The organism is Stenotrophomonas sp. Ker107b (assembly GCF_053847245.1).
The window spans coordinates 389,668-410,000 of sequence record NZ_JBSPHX010000002.1; the positions used below are offsets into that span (position 1 = coordinate 389,668).

Sequence of the window (20,333 nt, forward strand, 5' to 3'; positions counted from 1 at the left end):
GATCGGTGTGGGCCGGCCGGCCCGCGGCCAGGCCGGTTCAGCGCGGCGCGGGCAGGCCGGGTGCCGCGGCGGGGGTCTCGGCAGGGGTATCGACCACCGGCGCATCGGGGAACAGGGCATAGCGCAGCCCGATCAGACCCATCAGCGCCTCATCGCGGGCCTTGCCGGCCGCCACGGTCTGCACGCGCTTGAGCGAGGCCTCCAGCCGGGCCTGCAGCCCGGTGGGGGCGGGCACCGGCCGGCGCTGCGCGGCCTGGGCGCGGTAATGGCGGCCGATGTCGTCCAGGATCGCGTCGATCGCGGCCACGCTGGCCGGCGGCAGGCCGTGCCGTGAGCGACGCAGCTGCAGGATGTTCAGGCCGATCCGCGCTTCGGTGAGCATGTCCACCGAGGCGATGTCGCTGCCCTCCGGCGTGGCCGCCAGCCGCGGCGCGAGCAGGCCAAGCAGATCGAGCATGCGCGCGGCGAACTGCTGGCGGTCCTGCTGGCCACGGCCCTCGGCCGCATCGGCCAGCGTGTTCCAGCCCTGGCGTACCAGCCGGCGTGCGGTCCACTCGGCACCCACCGAGCGGAACAGCCGCGTCATCACCACCGCAAAGCCGATCCCGATGAACATCGCCACGGCCGAATTGATGAAGCTCTGGATGTTGGCGCTGTAGGTGTTCTGCACGTTCAACAGCGCGACCAGATTCACCGTGAGCGGCAGGCCGATCAATGCGGTCTTGGGCCGATGCAGCAGCAGGCCCAGCGGCAGGAAGATCACCGCCAGCACCAGCACCAGGCTGCCGAAGTCATGCACGGCCGGGAAGATCCCGAACAGGTACACGCCGGCCACCAGGCTGGCCACGATCGCCCAGAGCAGGAAGGACAGCATGCTTGGCGCCGGATCATCCTGCGCGGCGAAGAACGCGGCAGCCACCGCGGCCATCATCGCGCCATTGCCGCCGCCCTCCCAGCCGAGCCCGATCCACAGCACGCAGTACGTCATCAGGGCGACGCCGGCACTGGCGGCGGAGAACAGCGCCATGCCGTAGTCCACATGGCGCACGTGATCCACGCGCTGGGTGCGCACGCGGTAGTGCGCGGTAGCGCTCGGCGCGGTGCCGGCATCGATGGCGACGTGCAGGGTGGTGCAGTCCTGCCAGAGGTCCACCAGTTCTTCCAGGCGCAACAGCAGGGTCACCAGCAGCAGGTGATCCAGCTCGCCATCCACCGCCGGCTTGAGCGCGACGATGCGCGCGCGCAGCGTGGCGTAGGCGCTGGCACTGGACCGTCCGGGCTGCTCCAGCCACTGCGCCAGATCGGCGATCAGCGTCTCCAGCCCGGGCGGCAGCGCACGGCCCCCCGCGCGCAGTGCCCCCAGCCGGTCGGCGATCGAGGAGAGCACCGGCAGCATCAACAGCATGCGCTCGCGCAGTCGCTCCATCGAGACCGCCGCGCCGGCATGGCGCGGATCGTCGCGACGCATGAATTCGATCAGCGCGTCGAACTGGACCAGATCGGCGGCCAGCCGGTTGCGCGGGCCGTGCGCGTGGCCGCGCGTCAGGATCTGCCGGCACCAGTCGGCCGCATCGCCCATCCAGCTGCCGATCCGCGAGCGCAGCATCGGCCGCACCGAGGCCGGGAAGAACAGCGAGGCGAACAGCACCGCCACCACCGTACCGAGGATGATCTCTTCGCTGCGCGCCACCACGGTATCGAAGATGGTGTCCGGCGAGGTCACCGCCGGGAAGCCGATGAAGGCGGTGGTGTATCCGGCCAGCAGGAACGCGTAGCCGCGCGGGCCACGATTGAGCAGGGCGATGAACAGACACCCCGACAGCCACAGCGACATCGCCGCGCTGAGCAGCAAGGGGGTCTCCACCAGGTGCGGCACCATCCACAGCGTGGCCGCGCCGGCGAGCAACGTGCCGAGGATGCGATAGGCCCCTTTGGCGCGGGTCGGGCCCAGCATCGGCTGGGTCACGATGTAGACCGTGGCCATCGCCCAGTACGGCCGCGAGAGATTGCCGGCCAGGCCGATGTACAGCGCCGCGATCGCCGCCAGGAAGGTCTTGACCGAGAACAACCAGGCCTGTCTGTCCAGCAGCAGCATGGCTTACCTCGCGGCCGTGCCGGCGGCGACGGCGTCGGCATTCCAGCCGCCGCCGAGCACCAGGAACAGCTGGATCTGGTCGCGCGAGACCTGCGCCTGGGCCTCGGCCAGGGTTGCATCGGCGCTGGCCAGGCTGCGGTCGGCATCCAGGCTGGCCAGGTAGGGGGTGCGCCCGCCCTGATAGAGGCGGCGGTTCTGGCTGGCGGCCAGGTCGGCCTGCTGCTGCGCCTGCTGCAGGAACTGCAGGCGCTGCAGGTCCTGGGCATAGCGGCTGAGCGCGGTCTGGGTTTCGCGCAGAGCCTGCAGCACGCTGTGGTCGAACTCGGCCAGCGCGGCATCGGCACCGGCTTCGGTGGCGTGGATGCGTGCATGCGTGCCGGAGGAGGGCAGCGTCCAGGAGATCAGCGGGCCGATCGACCACTGCTGGGTCAGCGGCGTGCCGAAATCTTCCAGCAGGCCGGCGGCACCGACCGAGGCACCGAGGCGGATGTCCGGGTACAGCTCGGCGGTGGCCACCCCGATCCGCGCGGTGGCAGCGGCCAGTTTGCGCTCGGCCTGGCGGATGTCCGGGCGGCGCTGCAGCAGCGCGCGGCCATCGCCGATCGGCAGCGCCTGGGCCAGGGTCGGGGCCTGGCTGCAGTCGCTCACGCCCTCGGGCAGCTGGCCCGGGGTGCGGCCGAGCAGGGCGGCAAGCTGGTATTCGGAGGCTTGGCGGTGCGCGCGCAGCGGCGGCAACCCGGCCTGCAGCATCGCCACCTGGGCGTTGGCGCGGGCCAGCTCCGGCGGAGTGCCGCGGCCGGCCGTGATCAAGCGCTGGGTGACCTCGCGGCTGCGCTGCTGCAGCTGCAGCGAGTGCTCGGCCACATGCAGTTCGTGGTTGGCGTGGCAGATGTCGACGTAACTGCCGGCCACCTGCGCCACCAGCGACACGCGCGCCAGATCGAGTGCTGCGGCCACGCTCTGCTCGTCGGCATGCGCGGCCTCGGAGGCGCGCTTGAGCTTGCCGAACAGATCGAACTGGTAGGACACCGCGAATTTGCCGTCGGCCAGGTTGATCGGCGGCAGTTCGTGCTCAAGCAGGAACGATTCGGCGGACAACTGCGCGCGGCTCACGCCGGCCTCGGCCTCGTACTCGAAGCCACCGGCATCCAGCGCCTGCTCGTACACGGCGGCGGCGCGGCGCAGGTTGGCATCGGCCACCTTCAGCTCCACGTTGTCGCGCAGCGCCTGCTGCACCAGCGCGTTGAGGGTGTCGTCCTGGTACAGCTCCCACCAGCGTGCAGGCAGCGCGGCGCCCGCGGCGACCTGCGCGTTGCCGGTGTCTAGGAAGGCGGCGTTCGCCTCCGGCCGCTGGAAGGCGGACCCGGCCGGCACCGCGTAGTCCGGGCCGACCGTGCGGCACGCGGCCAGCGTGGTCAGGGCCAACCCCAGGGCGATGCGGTGCAGCGCCGGGCGGTTCACAGCGCCGTCCGTGCCGGTTGCGCCGGCGTGGCCGGGGCGGTGTCCGGCTGGATGGTGACCGTGGCGGTACGCCCGGCGATCAGGTTGACGCCGGCCGGCACGCGGTCGATATGGATGCGCACCGGGATGCGCTGCGCCAGCCGCACCCAGTCGAAGGCCGGGGTCACGTTCGGCAGCAGGCTGCTGCCCTCACTGCGATACCGGTCTTCGATGCCGGCGGCGATGCTCTGCACGTGGCCCTGCAGCGGCTGCGCTTCGCCCATCAGGCGGATGTCGACCTTCTGGCCGGCATGCACGCCCTGCAGGCGAGTCTCTTCGAAGTAGCCGTCCACGCGGAACGAGCCGGTATCGAGCACCGCCATCACCGGCCGCCCGGCGGTCACGTAGTCGCCGGCGCGTACGGTGCGGTCGTTGACGTGGCCATCGCTGGGGCTGCGCACTTCAGTGCGGGCCAGATTGAGTTTGGCCAGATCCACGGCCGCCTGCGCGGTGGCCATCGAGGCCTGCGCGGCGAGCAGCTTGGCCCGGCGCACTTCGGCGTCCTCGGCGGCGACCAGATCCTGCAGGCTGCGGTCGCGCGCGATCTCGCGGCGCAGCTGGTCCAGCGTTGCGCGGCGCTCGCCCAAGGCGGCCTGGGCCTGTTCCAGCGCGATCTCATAGCGTGCCCGATCAACCACGAACAGCACCTCACCGCGCTTGACCGGCTGGTTGTCGGCCACCTTCACCGCCTCCACCAGCCCGGACACGTCCGGCGCGACCTGGACCACGTCGGCGCTGACGTGTGCATCGCGCGTCCACGGCTCATCCATGTAATAGGCCCACAGGTGGCGCAGCACCAGCACGGCGGCCAGTACGGCCACGGCGGTCAATACGACCGGGAATGTCTGCTTGAGGATCTTGTTCACGATTGCATCCAACGCATCAGGGAAAACAACCCGCCGAGCACGATCACGTACACGGCCAGGTTGAACAGGGCGGGGTGCCAGATGTGGCGGTAGGCGCCGGTGCGTTGCAGGACCACGCGCAACCCGCTCTTGAGCAGGTAGGCAAGCAGCATCAGCCCGAGCAGGGTCGGGACGAACACACCATAGAGACTGAATTCACCGTACATCGAGGCAAAGGGTTCGCAGGGGAGCGGAAAGGGGATCGCCCGGCGTCGAGGGACGACACCGGGCGGCACAACGGGGAACGGCTTACGTCACGCGGTCGGCCGCATCGGCCAGCAGCTGCCACAGCTTCAGCACGGTGCGCAGTTCGTCCAGGGTCAACTCGCCGAACACGTCCTGGCGCAGGCCGATCAACTGGGTTTCCAGCTGGCTGACCAGGGCCTCGCCCTTGTCGGTCAGCCACAGCAGGTTGGCGCGGCGGTCGCTGGCATCGCATTCGCGGCGGACCAGGTCGCTGGCGGCCAGCTTGTCCAGCAGGCGTACCAGCGAAGGGCCTTCCATGCCCAGCTGGTGCGCCAGCGCCACCTGGCGGATACCCCCGCCGGCGCGCCCGATCATCAGCAGCGGCATGGTGCAGGCAGCGGAAATGCCGTAGCTGCCCAGAGCCTGGTCGGCCAGGCGCTGCCACTGCCGACCTGCGTAAAGCAGGCCGGAACTGAGCTGCATCTGCAGCTGGGTACGTTCGTCGAGGGATCGGTTCATCAGAATAGATAGGATACTACTAATTCGCCTCCTATCAATACCCGTGGCACAACCGCGGCCCAATGACTGCCTGTCCGGACACGGCCCGGGCGCCCCGGCCCAGGACGCCCGAGGGGTCTGTCGGGTACGATGCTCGCCCCCCTTCGGGTGCTGTATGTAATGAGCAAGCAAGACAACGACGCCAACCCCGTCACCCAGGCCGAGGCCGAATCGGCGGTGCGCACCCTGCTGCGCTGGGCCGGTGAAGATCCGACCCGTGAAGGCCTGCTGGATACCCCGCGCCGCGTTGCCGAAGCCTATGGCGACTGGTTCAGCGGCTACCGCGACGACCCGCGCGCCTACATGGAGCGGACCTTCGAGGAAGTGGCCGGCTACGACGAACTGATCGTGCTGCGCGACATCGAGTACGAAAGCCACTGCGAACACCACATGGCGCCGATCATCGGCCGCGTGCACGTCGGCTATCTGCCGGCCGGCAAGGTGGTGGGCATCAGCAAGCTGGCCCGCGTGGTCGAGGCGTACGCACGCCGCTTCCAGGTCCAGGAAAAGATGACCGCGCAGATCGCCCAGTGCATCCAGGACGTGCTGCAGCCGGTCGGCGTGGGCGTGGTGGTGGAAGGTGCGCATGAGTGCATGACCACCCGTGGCATCCACAAGCGGGGCGTCAGCATGGTCACCTCCAAGATGCTGGGCAGCTTCCGCGAGGACGCGCGCACCCGCGCCGAGTTCCTGCGTTTCATCGAAGTGGGCGGCAAGCGCTGATTCCCCGCGCTGTCGCGCGCGGCCGGCAGGCGCTGGGCTTCGGCCCGGCCCTGCGGGTGCGTGCGCGTCCCGTTTCCCTCCCGGCCGCCGCGACCCGCGCGGCCCGTCTTCCTGTCCCCGGTCTCGAATGAAACATCGCGAGCGCATTACCCGTTACCGCCACCTGCGCGAACAATCGCAGTGGAAGCTTCTGGCGGCCGATCACGCGCCGGAGATCATCGGCCTGCTGCAGAGCCTGCTGATGCAGGACGAGCGCACCCTGTCCACCGCGGTGCTGCACGAACGCCTGCAGCGCGCGCTGGATGATCTGAAGGCCGATGAGCTGTCGCGCGATCTGCCGCGCACCGCGCAGGCCTACATCGCGCATTGGCTGGCCCAGGGCTGGCTGGAACGCCGCCTGCCCGAAGGCGCCGACCAGGAACAGTACGAACTGTCCACCCAGGCTGCGCAGGCGATCCGCTTCGCCGACAGCCTGGAGCAGGCGCGCGCTGCCGCCACCGAGAGCCGCCTGGCGCTGGTGATCGAGCAGCTCTCGCAGCTGGCCGCGCTGACCGAATCCAATCCGGATGCGCGCCTGTCCGCGCTGCGCGACGAGCGCGACCGCATCGATGCCGAGATCGCCCGCGTCAGCGGCGGCAAGGTGTCCTCGCTGGACGGCAAGCGCGCGCTGGAACGGACCCGCCAGATCATCGGTCTGGCCGACGAGCTGACCGAAGATTTCCGCCGCGTGCGCGATGACTTCGAACGCCTCAACCGTGAATTCCGCGAACGCATCATCGATGACGAAGGCGAGCGCGGTGATGTGCTGTCCAAGCTGTTCGAAGGTGTGGACGTGATCGGCGACAGCGACGCCGGGCGCAGCTTCGAGGCGTTCTGGCGCCTGCTCAATGATGCCGAACAGAGCGCCCAGCTCGATGCCGCGCTGGAGACCGTGCTCGCGCGTGGCTTCGCCCGCAAGCTGGATCGCAACGAGCGCACCTTCCTGCGTGGCTTCACCACCACCATGCTTGAGCGCGGTGGCCAGGTCCACGACGTGCTGCAGCACTTTGCCCGCAGCCTGCGCGGCTTCGTGCAGAGCCGTGGCTACCTGGAACAGCGCCGCCTCAACCAGCTGCTCAAGCAGGCCCAGGGCGAGGCGCTGGGCCTGCGCGACCACATCCCGGCGCAGCGCGGCATCGGCCGCGACCTGCAGCTCACCACCAGCCGGCTGCGCTCGCTCTCGCAATGGAAGCTGCACGATCCGCGTCAGGCGCAGGTGGATGGCAGCGTGCAGCGCAACGACACCGCCGCGATCTCGCTGGAGAGTGTCGGCGACCTGGTGGCCGCCTCTGAAATCGACTTCCGCAACCTGCGCCGCGATCTGCACGACCTGCTCGGCGAGCAGCCGCGGCTGTCGATCGCGCAGGTGCTTGAACACCGCGAGGCCCCACAGGGGCTGGGCACCATCATCGGTTACCTCTCTCTCGGCACCCGCCACGGCGAGGTCGCCACCGATCAACAGGAGATCGCGCAATGGCGCGGCGGCGATGGCCAATGGCGTCGCGCCCGCATTCCGCTGATCTGGTTCACCCAGGAGAAACGCCATGAGCTGGCATGAACAATCCACCGACACCCCGATCGACGGCGGTGCCGACGTGCATGACGACGAACCAGTCGTGGTGACGCCCGTCCTGCGGCGCAACAACGACGTGTTCTACATGGGCGATACCGGCCGGCTGCCGCTCGATGGCCGCCGCGCGCTGTGCCAGCTGCTGATCGGCCCGAGCATCGACCAGCTGCGCCACGCCAAGCTGTGGCCGGCGCTGATCCGCAGCGAAGCGGCGATCCGCTCGGCGCTCTCGGACCTGTTCCTGGAACTGGTGCTGGACCGCGAGAGTGGCGTTGCCTTCACCCGCCAGGCCGATACCGAAGATATCGATGCACCGGTGCTGCTGCGTACCTCGCCGCTGACCTTCATCGACTCGGTGCTGCTGCTGCACCTGCGCCAGCAGTTGGCCGAAGCCGATGCGCGCGGCGTGCGCGCGGTGGTCGAGGATGCCGAACTGGCCGAAGCACTGGCCGTGTACGAGCGCCACCTGTCCACCGACCGCGCCGGCTTCAACCGCCGCGTCGCCAGTGCCGTGCAGAAGATGAAGGACAACCACATCCTCACCCGCCTCGGCGGTGATGATGCGCGTCATGAAGTCTCGCCGGCACTGAAACTGATGTTCTCCGCCGAAGATGTCGCCGCCCTGGCCCAGGTGTACCGCCGCCTGCGCGAAGCGCCGGCCGACCTCGACGCCTGAGCGCGCGCCCGCGCGCCGCTGCCCTGCCTGGATTGCTAGCCCTGCCATGACCGTCCACATTCCCGCACCCGCTCTGTTCCCCGGCGACCAGCCCGACCCGCGCGCGCAGCAGTTCCGCATGCGCCGCCTGCAGGTCCACAACTGGGGCACCTTCTCCGGCCTGACCGAAGTGCCGATCGCCGAGCGCGGCTTCCTGTTCGTCGGCCGCTCCGGCTCGGGCAAGTCGACCCTGCTCGATGCGATGTCCGCGCTGCTGGTGCCGCCGGCCCTGGTCGACTTCAACGCCGCCGCGCGCGAAGCCGAACGCAGCGGCCGCGACCGCAACCTGGTCTCCTACGTGCGTGGCGCCTGGGCCGACCAGCAGGACAGCGGCACCGGCGAGATCGCCACCCAGTACCTGCGTAAAGGCGCTACCTGGACCGCGCTGGTGCTGGAATACCGCAGCAATGACGGCCGCATCGTCAGCCTGGTGCGCCTGTTCTGGATCGCCGGCAACGGCGCGGCCGCGGCCGACGTGCGCAAGCACTACATGGTGGCCGAGCGCAGTTTCGACATCGCACGTGACCTTGGCGGCTTCGACCTGGACCTGCGCAAGCTCAAGCAGCGCCTGGGCGATGTGCACCACTTCGACAGCTTCGCCAGCTATGCCGAACGGTTCCGCCACGTGCTCGGGATCGAGAACGAGATGGCGCTGCGCCTGCTGCACAAGACGCAGTCGGCGAAGAACCTCGGCGATCTGAACGTGTTCTTGCGCGACTTCATGCTCGATGCGCCGCGTACCTTCGATGCCGCCGAGCGGCTGGTCGATGATTTCGCCGAACTCGATGGCGCCCATCAGGCTGTTGTCACCGCGCGCCGCCAGGTCGAAACCCTGCTGCCCGCACGCGGCCACTACGCCGATCTGCAGGCGCTGCGCCGCCAGCGCGAAGACCTGGATGAGATGAAGCTGGGCATCGACGGCGTGCGCGAGCAGCGTCGCCTGGCCCTGCTTGAGGCGCGCCTGCTGGAACTGGATACCCGCGACCGCGGTCTGTCCGGGGAAGAAGGCCAGCGCCGCAGCGCGCTGGACAACCATGAAAGCCACCTCGCCGAGCTGGAAGCGCAGCGGCGCCAACAGGGCGGTGAGCGCATCGAAGAACTGGAGCGCGAACAGGGCCGTGTCGCCCAGGAACGCGACCGCCGGCTGGCCAAGCGCAGCCAGGCCAACCATGCCAGCCGCGAACTGGGGGAAACCCTGGCCGAGACCGCGCACGGGTTTGCCGAGCAGCTCGCCCGCGCCCAGGCCCGCCTGGACGATGGCCAGCGCGCGGCGGCCGAGCTGGATGAAGCCATCGCCGAGCGCATGGGCGGCAAACGCGACGACGAACGCCGCTTCGCCGAGGTGCGTTCGGAACTGGAGGCGCTCAAGCGCACCCCGTCCAGCATTCCCGCGCCCATGCAGCAGCTGCGCGCGCGCCTGAGCAGCGACACCGGCATTCCCGAGGCGGCGCTGCCGTTCGTGGGCGAACTGCTGCAGGTCCGCGACGAAGACGCCGCATGGCAGGGCGCCATCGAGCGCGTGCTGCACGGCTTCGCGCAGTCGCTGCTGGTCGATGAGCGCCACCACGCCCAGGTCTCGGAGTGGATCAACCAGACCCACCTCGGTACCCGCCTGGTCTACTACCGCGTACGCCGCAACGACGATGCGCTGCATGGCCGCGAGCCGGGCGCACGTTCGCTGCTGCACAAGCTGGTGCTGCGCGAGCACGGCTATGCCGGCTGGCTGCGCCGCGAGCTGGGCAAGCGCTTCGACTACGAATGCGTGGATGCACGCCACCTGCGCGATACCGACCGCGGCATCACCAAGGAAGGCCAGGTCAAGCACCCGGGCGAGCGCTTCGAAAAGGACGATCGCCACAACATCAGCGATCGCCGCCGTTGGCTGCTGGGCTTCAACAACCGCGACAAGCTGGACCTGTACGAGCGCGAAGCGATCGAACTGGCCCAGCGCATCGCCGCCTGCGACAGCGACGTGGCCGGCCTGCGCGCGCAGCGCGAACAGGACGGCAAGGCCCGACTGGCCTGCCATCAACTGTGCACGCTGGGCTGGGACGAGATCGATGTGGCCGCACCGCTGCAGCGCCTGGACGACATCGCCCAGGCCCTGCACGACCTGCGCGAAGGCAATGCCGACCTGCGCAAGCTGGGCGAACAGATCGAGAAGACCCGCGCCGACGTGGCCCAGGCCAAGCGCACCTATGAAGACGTGCGCGTGGAGCGCGGCCAGCTCGGTCGTGAACACGAACGCCTCGAGCGTCTGCACGAGCAGTGCGCGCCGCTGGCCAAGCGCGTGGTCACCCCCCTCCAGCAGCAGGGGCTGGACGAACGCCTGAAGGCGCTCGGCGTGCTCAGCCTGGAGAACCTGGAAGCCCACTTCCGGCAGATCAGCAACACCCTCAATGAACAGCTCGGCGGTTCCCAGGCCGAACACAACCGGCTGGAGAACCTGCTGCTCGGCTGCTTCCGCCGCTACTGCCAGGCCTGGCCGGAAGACAGCGGCGACTTCACCGTCAGCCTGTCCAGCGCCGAAGATTTCCTGGCCCGCCTGCAACGGCTGGAGAACGATGGCCTGCCGCAGCACGAGGCACGCTTCTTCGATCTGCTGCAGAGCCAGAGCAAGAACAACCTGCTGGCCCTGCAGCGGCACACGGCCGAGGCGCGCAAGTCGATCGCCCAGCGCCTGGACGAGGTCAATGCCTCGCTGGAGCAGGTGCCGTTCAACCGCGGCACCCTGCTGACCATCGAACTCACCGACCGCCGCCTGCCCGAAGTGCTGGATTTCCACCAGCGCCTGCGCGACGTGCTGTCCCAACAGCAGACCGACCAGCGCGAGCTGGCCGAAGCGCAGTTCGCGGTGCTGCGTGAGCTGGTCGCCAAGCTCGGCTCGCAGGAAGGCGAGGACAAGCGCTGGCGCGAGCTGGTGCTGGACGTGCGCCTGCACGTGGAATTCGTCGGCGTCGAACTCGATGCCGCCACCCGCCAGCAGGTCGAGATCTACCGCAGCGGTGCGGGCAAGTCCGGCGGCCAGCGCCAGAAGCTGGCCACCACGTGCCTGGCCGCCGCGCTGCGCTACCAGCTCGGTGGCGCCGACGGCCAGCTGCCCAGTTACGCGGCGGTGGTGCTCGACGAAGCCTTCGACAAGGCCGACAACGAGTTCACTGCGCTGGCGATGAACATCTTCGACAACTTCGGGTTCCAGATGGTCGTGGCCACCCCGCTGAAGTCGGTGATGACGCTGGAACCGTTCATCGGCGGTGCCTGCTTCGTGGAGATCAGCGGCCGCCACGATTCCGGCGTGCTGCTGATCGAGTACGACGACGAAGGCAAGCGCCTGAAGCTGCCCGAGCGTGCCCGCGCCGGCGAGACGACGGCGGCACCGGCACCGGCCGTGATCGCCGCGCCGGACGTGGTCGATGCCCCCGAGGCGATGGCTGCGCCCCAGGTACCGGCGAAGAAAGCGGCAAAGAAGACGGCCACCAAGGCCGTACCCAAGGCAGCCGCAAAGACGCCGGCCAAGCCCAAGCGCTGAGCAACCAACGGGTCAGCCCCAGGGCTGGCCCGTCCTGCTAACCGGCGAAGGTATCCCATCCCATCCGGGCGATCAGCACCACCACCAGGCCGACGAACAGCTTGCGGATGAAGGGCGTGCCGCCGCGCAGCGCCATCCGCGTACCGACCACAGAGCCGATGATGTTGGCCGCGGCCATCGGCAGCGCGAACAGCCACAGGATGTTGCCGGTCGGCACGAAGAACGAGATCGCCGCCACGTTGGTCGCCAGGTTCACCACCTTGGAGGCGGCCGACGCACGCAGGAAGTCCAGCCCGAAGAAACGCACGAACAGGAAGATCAGGAAGCTGCCGGTGCCGGGCCCGAAGAAGCCGTCGTAGAACCCGATCACCGCACCGATGGCCAATGCGGTCACCAGCTCCTTGCGGCCGATCTCGCGCGGGCGGTGCAGGGCACCGAAGTCCTTCTTCCACAGCGTGTAGCCGAGCATCGCCACCAGCAGCACCAGCACCAGCGGGCGTACCGCGTCCTTGGGCAGCAGGCTGACCGCCGTGGCCCCGGCAAACGAGAACACGAAGGCCGTGCCCGCCGCGAACAGCACCGGCCGCCACGGGAAGCGCACATTGCGCGCGTAGCGGAACGCAGCGGCGGCCGTGCCGAACATCGAGCTGAATTTGTTGGTGCCGAACAGCATCGCCGGCGTGTGCTGCGGCAGGACGGTGAACAACCCGGGCAACTGCACCAGCCCGCCGCCGCCGACGGCGGCATCGACCAGGCCGGCGATGAAGGCGATCGCCACCAACCAGAACAGCTCAGGGGGAACCATCTCAAGCACGGCGGGGCATCGCAACGCAGGGCGCGCAAGCATACGCCCGGTCATCGCGCGACAATACCCCCATGACCACCGTCTCCTCCGATCCCTGTCCCTGCGGCCGCCCGCTGGCCTACGCCGCCTGCTGCGGCCTTTACCATGCCGGCACCCCCGCGCCGGATGCCGAAGCGCTGATGCGCTCGCGCTACAGCGCCTACGTGCGGCACCTGGCCGACTACCTGCTGGCCAGCTGGCACCCGTCCACGCGCCCGGCCGAGCTCTTGCTGGCCGAAGCACCCGGCCAGCGCACCCAGTGGCTCGGGCTGACGATCCACGCCCACACCCGCTCAGATCCCGACCACGCCCAGGTGCGCTTCACCGCGCGCTACAAGGTCGGCGGCGGCAGTGCGGTGAAAATGCTGGAACACAGCCGCTTCGTCCGCGAAGACGGCCGCTGGTTCTATCTCGACGCGTTGCCCTGAGCCAGTGCGGTCGCGCGCACCGGCACGGTGCCCTGCTGGCCAAGTGCACGCACACAGTTGCGGCCGGCGTCCTTGGCCGCATACAGCGCCTGGTCTGCGGCCTTGATCACCGCCTGTGGACTGTCCGCCACCCGGCTGTCGGCCACGCCGATGCTCACCGTCACCTGCACCACCGCGCCGTTGCCACCACGCCCACGTTGCAGCTGCCCCACCGCATCGTCGCGGCTGCGTGCGGCGCGGTCGCGCAGATGCATCCGCACCCCCTCGATCGTCGCGCGGACCTCTTCCACGGCCGCCACGCAGGCCGGGGCTGGGCGATCCAGGAACACCAGCGCGAATTCCTCACCGCCATAGCGGAACGCGCGGCCCCCCCCGCCTACCTCGGCCAGTCGCGCGGCCACCAGCTTGAGCACGTCATCGCCGGCATCGTGGCCGTGGGTATCGTTGAAACGCTTGAAATGATCCACGTCCACCATCGCGATGGTGTAGGTGGCGCCCACGCGCTGCAGATACTCATTGAACGCGCGACGCCCGGGCAGGCCGGTGAGCTCATCGCGGAAGGCCATGTGGAATGCCTCCTGCAACATCGCCGAGACGATCAGCAGCAGCGCCATGCAGCTCACCGCCGGCAGCAGCGCCGGCGAGACGAACACCCGCGGCAGCAGCCACCACAGGCAGAGCAGGGCGATCAGCAGGGCGGTGTGCAGCGGGCGGGGGCGTCGCCAGGCCTGGACAGCCAAGGCCACCGTCGTAATGAGAAACAGCAGCGCCGGGAGTTGGGCCAGCGCATTCCAGTCGCTGGGCAGCCAGGCCAGGTGGCGATCGGACAGCAGCGCCTGCATGCCGTCGGGAACCTGCGTGGCCAACAGCAGGAAGATGCCCAGGGCCGTCCCGCTGACCACGCCGCGCAGCAACAGGTCCTGGCGCAGCCGTCCGCGTTCGGGCCACAGCCCATGCAGCAGGAACAGCAGTGGCAGCCACCACGACACCGCATGGAAGATCAGCGGGGTCTGTGCCGAAACAACGCCATCGCGCAGGAACGTGCCGACCACACCATGCAGCAGGGCGAACGCCAGGGCGATGGCCAGCATCAGGCACAGCGCCCGGACGCGGTTGTAGATCAGCGCCAGGCCGACACCCAGGCAGGCCAGCACCATCGGCAGCAGGCGATGCACCGAACTGCCGGCTTCCGCCGCGGGGGTGGCGGCCCACAATCCCAGCGCCACCAGTACTGCAGGCAGCACGAACAGATAGTGACTGGGCTGGCGTAGCAGATGCGTCCGCAAGAGGGGTTCCACGTGGTGGCCGGCGCGCCGTGGCTGCAGCGTGCAAACCGGACTACACAGGCGATGGGTCTTCCCCGGTAGCGGCCTGCGCGTATTCAACTTGAGCAATGTCACCGAATCGATGCGGTGCCATGACGTGGCACTCACCCCGGCTGGTCGATCCTCACCGCAATGAATACCGCCGTCGCTGCCGCACTACCGCACACTGCCGCCCCGCCATCGCCGCTGGCCGTCCGCTACGCCACCGTGCGTGCACGCACGCTCGCGCTGGCCGCACCGCTCAGTGCCGAAGATGCCATGGTCCAGAGCATGCCCGACGCCAGCCCGGCGAAATGGCACCTGGCCCATACCACGTGGTTCTTCGAGCGCTTCGTGCTGGCGACCCGCCCCGGCTACGCCCCGATCGATGCGGACTGGCACTACCTGTTCAACAGCTACTACCAGAGCATTGGCCCGGCCCATGCACGCCCACAGCGCGGCCTGCTCTCGCGCCCGACGCTGGACGAGGTGCTGCACTTCCGCGCGGAGATCGATCAGCGTGTGCTCGCCGCACTGCAGGCCGGCAATCTGAGCGAGCAGGCCCAGCATCAGCTGCTGCTCGGCCTGCACCATGAGCAGCAGCACCAGGAACTGCTGTTGACCGACATCAAGCACGCGTTCTGGTCCAATCCACTGCAACCGGCGTACCGCACCGATCTCCCGGCAAGCCCGGCGCGTGCGCTGCCGCTGCAGTGGCGCAGCAGCCCGGAACGGATCGTGGAGATCGGTGCACCGGTGTGGCCCACCCAGTCGACGTTTGCGTATGACAACGAATCGCCGGTGCACCGCGCGCTGGTCCCGGCGCATGCGCTGGCCAACCGCCCGGTCAACAACGAGGAATACCGTCAGTTCGTGCAGGCCGGCGGCTATCGCGAGCCGCGCTGGTGGATGAGCGAAGGCTGGACGCTGTGCCAGGAACAGCAGTGGCAGCACCCGCTGTACTGGGATGACGCGCTGGAGCGCGAGTTCACTCTGGGCGGCTGGCGCGCGCTCGATCCGCATGCGCCGGTCTGCCACCTGAGCTATTTCGAAGCCGACGCCTACGCGCGTTGGTGCGACGCCCGCCTGCCCACGGAGTTCGAATGGGAAGCGGCGACGGCGGGCCGCGCCCTGCGTGGCCGCTTTGCCGATGCCGATCAGCTGCACCCGGGCGGCGCAGAGGAAGAGGGGGACATCGTCCAGTTGTTCGGCGATGTGTGGGAATGGACCAGCAGCGCCTACGGGCCGTATCCGGGCTTCCGCACCTTCCCCGGCAACCTGGGTGAGTACAACGGCAAGTTCATGTGTGGTCAGTGGGTGCTGCGGGGCGGCAGCTGCGCCACGCCGGCCGATCATCTGCGCGCCAGCTACCGCAACTTCTTCGCGCCGTCGGCCCGGTGGCAGTTCGCCGGCCTGCGCCTGGCCCGGGACGTCGCATGAGCTCGGTCCGTGATGCGATGGATGCACTGACCGATCTACAGCCGGATCGTGACCGGATCACCGCCGACATCCTGCGCGGGCTCTCGTCCACGCCGCGCCAGCTGCCCTCCAAGTACTTCTACGATGCCCACGGCTCGGCGCTGTTCGAGCAGATCACCCGGCAGCCGGAGTACTACCCGACCCGGACCGAACTGCAGCTGCTGCAGGACTGTGCGCATGACATCGCCAAGGTGGTCGGCCCGCGTCTGCACGTGGTGGAACTGGGCAGCGGCAGCGGCCGCAAGACCGAGCTGCTGCTGCATGCGCTGCGTGAGCCGGTCGCGTACACCCCGATCGAAATCTCGCGCGCCGCTCTGCTGGACAGCATCACCCGGCTGGCACCGTCGCTGCCGGATATCGAAATGCTGCCGGTCTGCGCCGACTTCACCCACCCGGTCCAGTTGCCGTCGCCGCAGCGCGAGCCCGCCCGCCACCTGGTGTTCTTCCCCGGCTCGACGCTCGGCAACTTCGCCCATGATGACGCCATCGCACTATTGAAGGCTATGCGCCAGACCATGGGTCCGGATGGCATGGCCCTGATCGGCATCGACCTGCACAAGGACGCGGCGTTGATCGAAGCGGCGTACAACGATGCCGCCGGGGTCACTGCCGAGTTCACCCTCAATCTGCTGCGTCGGCTCAACCGCGACATCGGCAGCGATTTCGATCTGGACGGCTTCCGCCATCGTGCCCGCTACAGCGTGCCGCGGCTGCGCATCGAAACCGAGCTGGTCAGCCAACGCGCGCAACGCGTGCACGTGGATGGCCAGGCCTTCGAGTTCGCCGAAGGTGAAGCGATGACGGTCGAGTACAGCCATAAATACACCGATGCGGTGTTCGCCCGCATGGCCGCCGATGCCGGCCTGCAGGTGACCGCCCACTGGAACGCGACCGATCCGGCCTTCGGCCTGCGCCTGCTGCAACCGGTCTGACCTGCGCGGCATTGCCGCTATGATGCAGGTCCACTGGCTGCAAGGATTCCCGCCAATGCGATGGTCGCCCCTGTTGTTGGCCGGGCTGTGTCTCGGCGTACCGTCGATCACGGTCGCCGCGCCGGATGCCTTCTCCACGTGCCTGGTCACCCTCAAGGCCCAGGCCGGCAAGCAGGGCATCACGGCCGAGCGCTTCGACACGCTCACCGCCGGGCTGACCCCCGATCCCAGCGTCTTGCCGCTGCTGGACGCGCAGCCGGAGTTCACCACGCCGTTGTGGGATTACCTGGCCGCATTGGTGGATACCCAGCGCGTGGCGGATGGGCGTGCCCGCCTGGCCGAGCACCGGGATCTGTTGGCCCGGGTATCGACCGAGTACGGCGTCGATCCGGCCACGATCGTCGCGGTCTGGGGCGTGGAGAGCGATTACGGCCGCGTGTTCGGCAAGCGCCCGCTGCTGCAGTCGCTGGCCACGTTGTCCTGCCAGGGCCGCCGACAGCCGTTCTTCCGCGGCGAACTGCTGGCCCTGCTCAAGCTGATCGATGCCGGTGACCTGCGTGCCGAGGGCCTGACCGGCTCGTGGGCCGGCGCCTTCGGCCATACCCAGTTCATGCCCTCCACCTATGCACGTATCGCGGTGGATGGCGACGGTGATGGTCGCCGCGATCTGGTCGCCTCGATTCCCGATGCGCTGGCCTCCACCGCCAACTACCTCAAGAAGGCGGGCTGGCGGACCGGGCAGCCATGGGGCATCGAAGTGAAGATTCCGGCTGGCCTCAACGCCAGCGTGGCCGGGCGTACCCAGCGCAAGCCACTGGCCGACTGGCGCGCGCTGGGCATCGTCCCGGTGGCCGGTGGCGCTCTGGCGCCCGCCGGGCTCCCGGCCGACAGCAACGCCGCGCTGCTGCTGCCCACCGGGACCAAGGGCCCGGCCTGGCTGGTGTTCCGCAATTACGATGCGATCTACGCCTACAACGCCGCCGAGAGTTACGCGCTGGCGATCGCAACACTGGCCGATCGCCTGCGTGGCGGAACCGGCATCGCCGCCGCCTGGCCAACCGATGATCCTGGCATCGGCCGCACCGAACGCCGCGAGCTGCAGACCCTGCTGCTGGCCCGCGGCCACGATATCGGTACCGCGGACGGCATGATCGGTACCGCCACCCGCCGCGCCATCCAGGCCGAGCAGCAGCGCCTGGGCTGGACCCCCGCCGATGGCCGCGCCGGCCAGCGCATCCTCACCGCCCTGCGCGGTGCTCCTCCTTCTTCCACACCGACCATGCCTGCATCCACCGTGTTCACGCTGCCGCCCAATCACGCCCAGTACGTCCAATCCCCGGCGGCGCCGCGCGCGGCCCTGCCCAAGGTGCCCGGGCTCAGCCTGGCCGACATCCAGGGCTTCCCCGCTTGGACGGTCCAGACCCCGTTCGCCACCGCCGCGATCAGCGTGTTCGGCGGCCAGCTCCTGTCCTATGTGCCCAAGGGCGGGCAGGACGTGATGTGGCTCTCGCCGAGCGCCCAGCCGCTGCCGACCCCGATCCGTGGCGGCAGCCCCGTGTGCTGGCCCTACTTCGGCCGCCAGGGGCAGGGCAATGACGTGCCCTCGCATGGCTTCGTCCGCAATGTGCCGTGGACCCTGCAGCAGGCCCGTCGCGAGGCCGATGGCACCATGGTGCTGACCCTGGCCCCGCCCGTGCTGGAGAATCTGGACCTGCGCCTGCGCATGGAGCTGCGCATCGGCCGCACCCTGGAACAGCGCCTGATCACCGAAAACACCGGCCGCGAACCGGTCGCCTTCACCCAGGCCCTGCACAACTACTTCCATGTCAGCGATGCGATGCAGGTCAGCGTGGAGGGGTTGGATGGCCTGTCCTACCTGGACAAGTTCGAGAACTACGCCACCCCGCGCCAGCAGCAGGGCGACTGGAACCTGCGCGACCCGCGCGATCCCGGCCGCAGCGACCGCATCTATACGCAGGCCGGCGGCCGCTACGTGCTCAAGGACCCGGGCCTGAAGCGCCGCATCGAGATCACCACCACCGGCAGCCGCTCGCTGGTTGCGTGGAACCCCGGCGAGGCGGGCGCCAGCAAGATGGCCGATGTCGGGGCCGGCTGGCGCAACTATGTGTGCCTGGAAGCGGCCAATGCCGGCCCGGATGTGATCACTCTGCCTGCCGGCGCCAGTCACACGCTCACCCAGACCTTCAGCGTGCTGCCCCTGTAACGCTGCAGCCGACGCCCGGACGGGCGAATCGGTGCTTCTCCCTCAAGGAACGGGTCATGTCCGATACCTCGTGGTACTACGCCGATGCCAGCCAGCAACGGCAGGGCCCGCTGTCCACTCAGGAGTTGCGACGTCTGCACCAGGCGGGCCAGATCGATATCGACACCCTGGTCTGGTGCGCTGGCATGCCGCAATGGAATCCCCTGCACGGTGTGGCCGAGCTGTCCCCGCAGGCATCGGCGCATGATCCTTACACTGCGCCTGCGTCCAGTCTGGAGAAGGGCAGCGGCCAGGCGCTGGCGGCGCTGGACAGCAACCTGCAGGCCTATGAAGTCTTCGTGGGCCGCAACTTCCCGGTGTACCAGCGCAAGTGGCGACTGGCCAAGGAAGCCTCCAACGCCAACAGCTGGAATTGGCCAGCCTTCCTGTTCGGTGCGTTCTGGATGCTGTATCGCCGCATGTATGCGGTCGCGACCGGGTGGATTGTCGTGCTGTTCGGCCTCTCCATCGCCGAGGGATTCATCGGCGCCTCGAGTAACGCATCCACCACAATCACCTTGGGCGCCGGTGCCGCGGCCGGTTCGCTGGGCAACCACCTTTACCTGTGGCATGCGAACCGCATCATCGCCGAAGCCAGGATGCGCCATCCGGACAACGAGCAGGCCCTCCACGCCGAGCTGGCCCGTCGCGGCGGTACCCGCTGGTGGGCGGTGGGCTTGGGCCTGCTGACCTGCATGCTCGTGCTCGGTGCGCTGTCTTTCCTGTTCGACCGCTGAGTCGGGCTCAGCCGCGCGCTGCCGACGGTCGCAGCGCCAGCAGACAGATGCCGCCGGCGACCAAGCCCCAGAACGCCGAGCCGATCCCGGCCAGCGACAGGCCCGAGGCGGTCACCAGGAAGGTCACCAGCGCCGCTTCGCGATCTGCCTCCTCACGCAGGGCCGTCGCCAGGCTGTTGGCGATGGTGCCGAACAGTGCGATGCCGGCCACGCAGGCCACCAGTTCCTTGGGGAAGGCGGCGAACACGGCCGCCACCGTCGCCCCGAACAGGCCCACCACGATATAGAAGGCGCCCGCGGCCACCGCTGCGGTATAACGGCGGGCCGGATCCTCGTGTGCCTCACGGCCCATGCAGATCGCGGCGGTGATCGCGGCCAGGTTGAGCCCATAGGCGCCAAACGGGGCGAGCAGCGTGTTGACCACCCCGATCCAGCCGATCACCGGCGATACCGGTGTGTCGTAGCCGGAGGCACGGATCACCGCTACGCCCGGGATGTTCTGCGAGGCCATGGTGACCACGAACAG

Annotated in this window: 17 protein-coding genes (1 of these 17 running past the window's edge); 9 read left to right on the plus strand and 8 right to left on the minus strand. The window is 68.9% G+C overall.

Annotated features, from left to right (window positions below; all coding sequences use genetic code 11):
• Window positions 1-37: 37 nt before the first annotated feature.
• The 5 genes from ACWV8V_RS11705 to ACWV8V_RS11725 form a co-directional block, all read right to left on the minus strand.
• Complete coding sequence (locus ACWV8V_RS11705) at window positions 38-2,095, minus strand: FUSC family protein (protein WP_455899800.1); 2,058 nt, start codon at window positions 2,093-2,095, stop codon at window positions 38-40.
• A gap of 3 nt (window positions 2,096-2,098) precedes the next feature.
• On the minus strand, window positions 2,099-3,556 hold the full coding sequence (locus tag ACWV8V_RS11710; protein ID WP_259260759.1) for an efflux transporter outer membrane subunit: 1,458 nt from the start codon (window positions 3,554-3,556) through the stop codon (window positions 2,099-2,101).
• Window positions 3,553-4,461: an efflux RND transporter periplasmic adaptor subunit gene (locus tag ACWV8V_RS11715; protein ID WP_259260760.1), complete on the minus strand. Its 909-nt coding sequence runs from the start codon at window positions 4,459-4,461 to the stop codon at window positions 3,553-3,555. The genes ACWV8V_RS11710 and ACWV8V_RS11715 overlap by 4 nt, the downstream gene beginning before the upstream one ends.
• A complete protein-coding gene (locus tag ACWV8V_RS11720; RefSeq protein WP_019183984.1) occupies window positions 4,458-4,667 on the minus strand; it encodes a DUF1656 domain-containing protein in 210 nt (69 codons plus the stop codon). The genes ACWV8V_RS11715 and ACWV8V_RS11720 overlap by 4 nt, the downstream gene beginning before the upstream one ends.
• Window positions 4,668-4,749: 82 nt before the next feature.
• Window positions 4,750-5,205, minus strand: a complete 456-nt coding sequence (locus ACWV8V_RS11725; protein WP_259260761.1) for a MarR family winged helix-turn-helix transcriptional regulator — start codon at window positions 5,203-5,205, stop codon at window positions 4,750-4,752.
• Window positions 5,206-5,364: 159 nt separating this feature from the next.
• Here ACWV8V_RS11725 and folE point away from each other — a divergent pair, with 159 nt between their 5' ends.
• The 4 genes from folE (at window position 5,365) to ACWV8V_RS11745 (ending at window position 11,820) form a co-directional block, all read left to right on the plus strand.
• The gene (folE, locus tag ACWV8V_RS11730) at window positions 5,365-5,967 is read left to right on the plus strand and encodes a GTP cyclohydrolase I FolE (protein ID WP_019183982.1); all 603 of its coding nucleotides are present in this window, start codon (window positions 5,365-5,367) and stop codon (window positions 5,965-5,967) included.
• Between the two features lie 127 nt (window positions 5,968-6,094).
• A complete protein-coding gene (locus ACWV8V_RS11735; protein ID WP_455899801.1) occupies window positions 6,095-7,564 on the plus strand; it encodes a DUF3375 domain-containing protein in 1,470 nt (489 codons plus the stop codon).
• Window positions 7,551-8,252 carry a DUF4194 domain-containing protein gene (locus tag ACWV8V_RS11740; RefSeq protein ID WP_455899802.1) on the plus strand — a complete coding sequence of 234 codons (702 nt, stop codon included), beginning with the start codon at window positions 7,551-7,553 and terminating at the stop codon, window positions 8,250-8,252. The genes ACWV8V_RS11735 and ACWV8V_RS11740 overlap by 14 nt, the downstream gene beginning before the upstream one ends.
• A 46-nt stretch (window positions 8,253-8,298) precedes the next feature.
• Entirely contained in the window at window positions 8,299-11,820 is a 3,522-nt protein-coding gene (locus ACWV8V_RS11745; RefSeq protein ID WP_455899803.1) for an ATP-binding protein, read from the plus strand.
• A gap of 37 nt (window positions 11,821-11,857) precedes the next feature.
• Here ACWV8V_RS11745 and ACWV8V_RS11750 read toward each other — a convergent pair whose 3' ends face one another.
• Window positions 11,858-12,634: a sulfite exporter TauE/SafE family protein gene (locus ACWV8V_RS11750; RefSeq protein ID WP_123730914.1), complete on the minus strand. Its 777-nt coding sequence runs from the start codon at window positions 12,632-12,634 to the stop codon at window positions 11,858-11,860.
• 62 nt (window positions 12,635-12,696) lie between these two features.
• Between ACWV8V_RS11750 and ACWV8V_RS11755 the strand changes: the two genes are divergently transcribed.
• Window positions 12,697-13,092: a YchJ family metal-binding protein gene (locus tag ACWV8V_RS11755; RefSeq protein WP_455899804.1), complete on the plus strand. Its 396-nt coding sequence runs from the start codon at window positions 12,697-12,699 to the stop codon at window positions 13,090-13,092.
• Here ACWV8V_RS11755 and ACWV8V_RS11760 read toward each other — a convergent pair.
• On the minus strand, window positions 13,071-14,378 hold the full coding sequence (locus tag ACWV8V_RS11760) for a GGDEF domain-containing protein (RefSeq protein ID WP_259260769.1): 1,308 nt from the start codon (window positions 14,376-14,378) through the stop codon (window positions 13,071-13,073). The genes ACWV8V_RS11755 and ACWV8V_RS11760 overlap by 22 nt on opposite strands.
• 171 nt (window positions 14,379-14,549) lie before the next feature.
• Between ACWV8V_RS11760 and egtB the strand changes: the two genes are divergently transcribed.
• Genes egtB through ACWV8V_RS11780 form a run of 4 tightly spaced genes read left to right on the plus strand, consistent with a single transcriptional unit; the run spans window position 14,550 to window position 19,807 of the window.
• Complete coding sequence (gene egtB / locus ACWV8V_RS11765) at window positions 14,550-15,836, plus strand: ergothioneine biosynthesis protein EgtB (RefSeq protein ID WP_259260770.1); 1,287 nt, start codon at window positions 14,550-14,552, stop codon at window positions 15,834-15,836.
• The gene (egtD, locus tag ACWV8V_RS11770; RefSeq protein ID WP_455899805.1) at window positions 15,833-16,807 is read left to right on the plus strand and encodes an L-histidine N(alpha)-methyltransferase; all 975 of its coding nucleotides are present in this window, start codon (window positions 15,833-15,835) and stop codon (window positions 16,805-16,807) included. The genes egtB and egtD overlap by 4 nt, the downstream gene beginning before the upstream one ends.
• Before the next feature lie 55 nt (window positions 16,808-16,862).
• The gene (locus tag ACWV8V_RS11775; RefSeq protein WP_455899806.1) at window positions 16,863-19,031 is read left to right on the plus strand and encodes a lytic murein transglycosylase; all 2,169 of its coding nucleotides are present in this window, start codon (window positions 16,863-16,865) and stop codon (window positions 19,029-19,031) included.
• 56 nt (window positions 19,032-19,087) lie between these two features.
• Window positions 19,088-19,807 carry a GYF domain-containing protein gene (locus tag ACWV8V_RS11780; protein WP_313211304.1) on the plus strand — a complete coding sequence of 240 codons (720 nt, stop codon included), beginning with the start codon at window positions 19,088-19,090 and terminating at the stop codon, window positions 19,805-19,807.
• 7 nt (window positions 19,808-19,814) lie between these two features.
• Here ACWV8V_RS11780 and ACWV8V_RS11785 read toward each other — a convergent pair whose 3' ends face one another.
• A protein-coding gene (locus tag ACWV8V_RS11785; RefSeq protein ID WP_259260774.1) for a benzoate/H(+) symporter BenE family transporter crosses the window boundary here: on the minus strand, window positions 19,815-20,333 show its 3' end. It continues 672 nt past the right edge of the window; only the last 519 of its 1,191 coding nucleotides appear in the window; its start codon lies off the right edge, out of view; its stop codon occupies window positions 19,815-19,817.

Coding starts and splice junctions, on each gene's coding strand:
- folE (WP_019183982.1), top strand. CDS start 5,365: ATGAGCAAGCAAGACAACGACGCCAACCCCGTCACCCAGGCCGAGGCC.
- ACWV8V_RS11740 (WP_455899802.1), top strand. CDS start 7,551: ATGAGCTGGCATGAACAATCCACCGACACCCCGATCGACGGCGGTGCC.
- ACWV8V_RS11775 (WP_455899806.1), top strand. CDS start 16,863: ATGCGATGGTCGCCCCTGTTGTTGGCCGGGCTGTGTCTCGGCGTACCG.
- ACWV8V_RS11745 (WP_455899803.1), top strand. CDS start 8,299: ATGACCGTCCACATTCCCGCACCCGCTCTGTTCCCCGGCGACCAGCCC.
- ACWV8V_RS11720 (WP_019183984.1), bottom strand. CDS start 4,667: ATGTACGGTGAATTCAGTCTCTATGGTGTGTTCGTCCCGACCCTGCTC.
- ACWV8V_RS11755 (WP_455899804.1), top strand. CDS start 12,697: ATGACCACCGTCTCCTCCGATCCCTGTCCCTGCGGCCGCCCGCTGGCC.
- ACWV8V_RS11725 (WP_259260761.1), bottom strand. CDS start 5,205: ATGAACCGATCCCTCGACGAACGTACCCAGCTGCAGATGCAGCTCAGT.
- ACWV8V_RS11780 (WP_313211304.1), top strand. CDS start 19,088: ATGTCCGATACCTCGTGGTACTACGCCGATGCCAGCCAGCAACGGCAG.
- egtD (WP_455899805.1), top strand. CDS start 15,833: ATGAGCTCGGTCCGTGATGCGATGGATGCACTGACCGATCTACAGCCG.
- ACWV8V_RS11705 (WP_455899800.1), bottom strand. CDS start 2,095: ATGCTGCTGCTGGACAGACAGGCCTGGTTGTTCTCGGTCAAGACCTTC.
- ACWV8V_RS11735 (WP_455899801.1), top strand. CDS start 6,095: ATGAAACATCGCGAGCGCATTACCCGTTACCGCCACCTGCGCGAACAA.
- egtB (WP_259260770.1), top strand. CDS start 14,550: ATGAATACCGCCGTCGCTGCCGCACTACCGCACACTGCCGCCCCGCCA.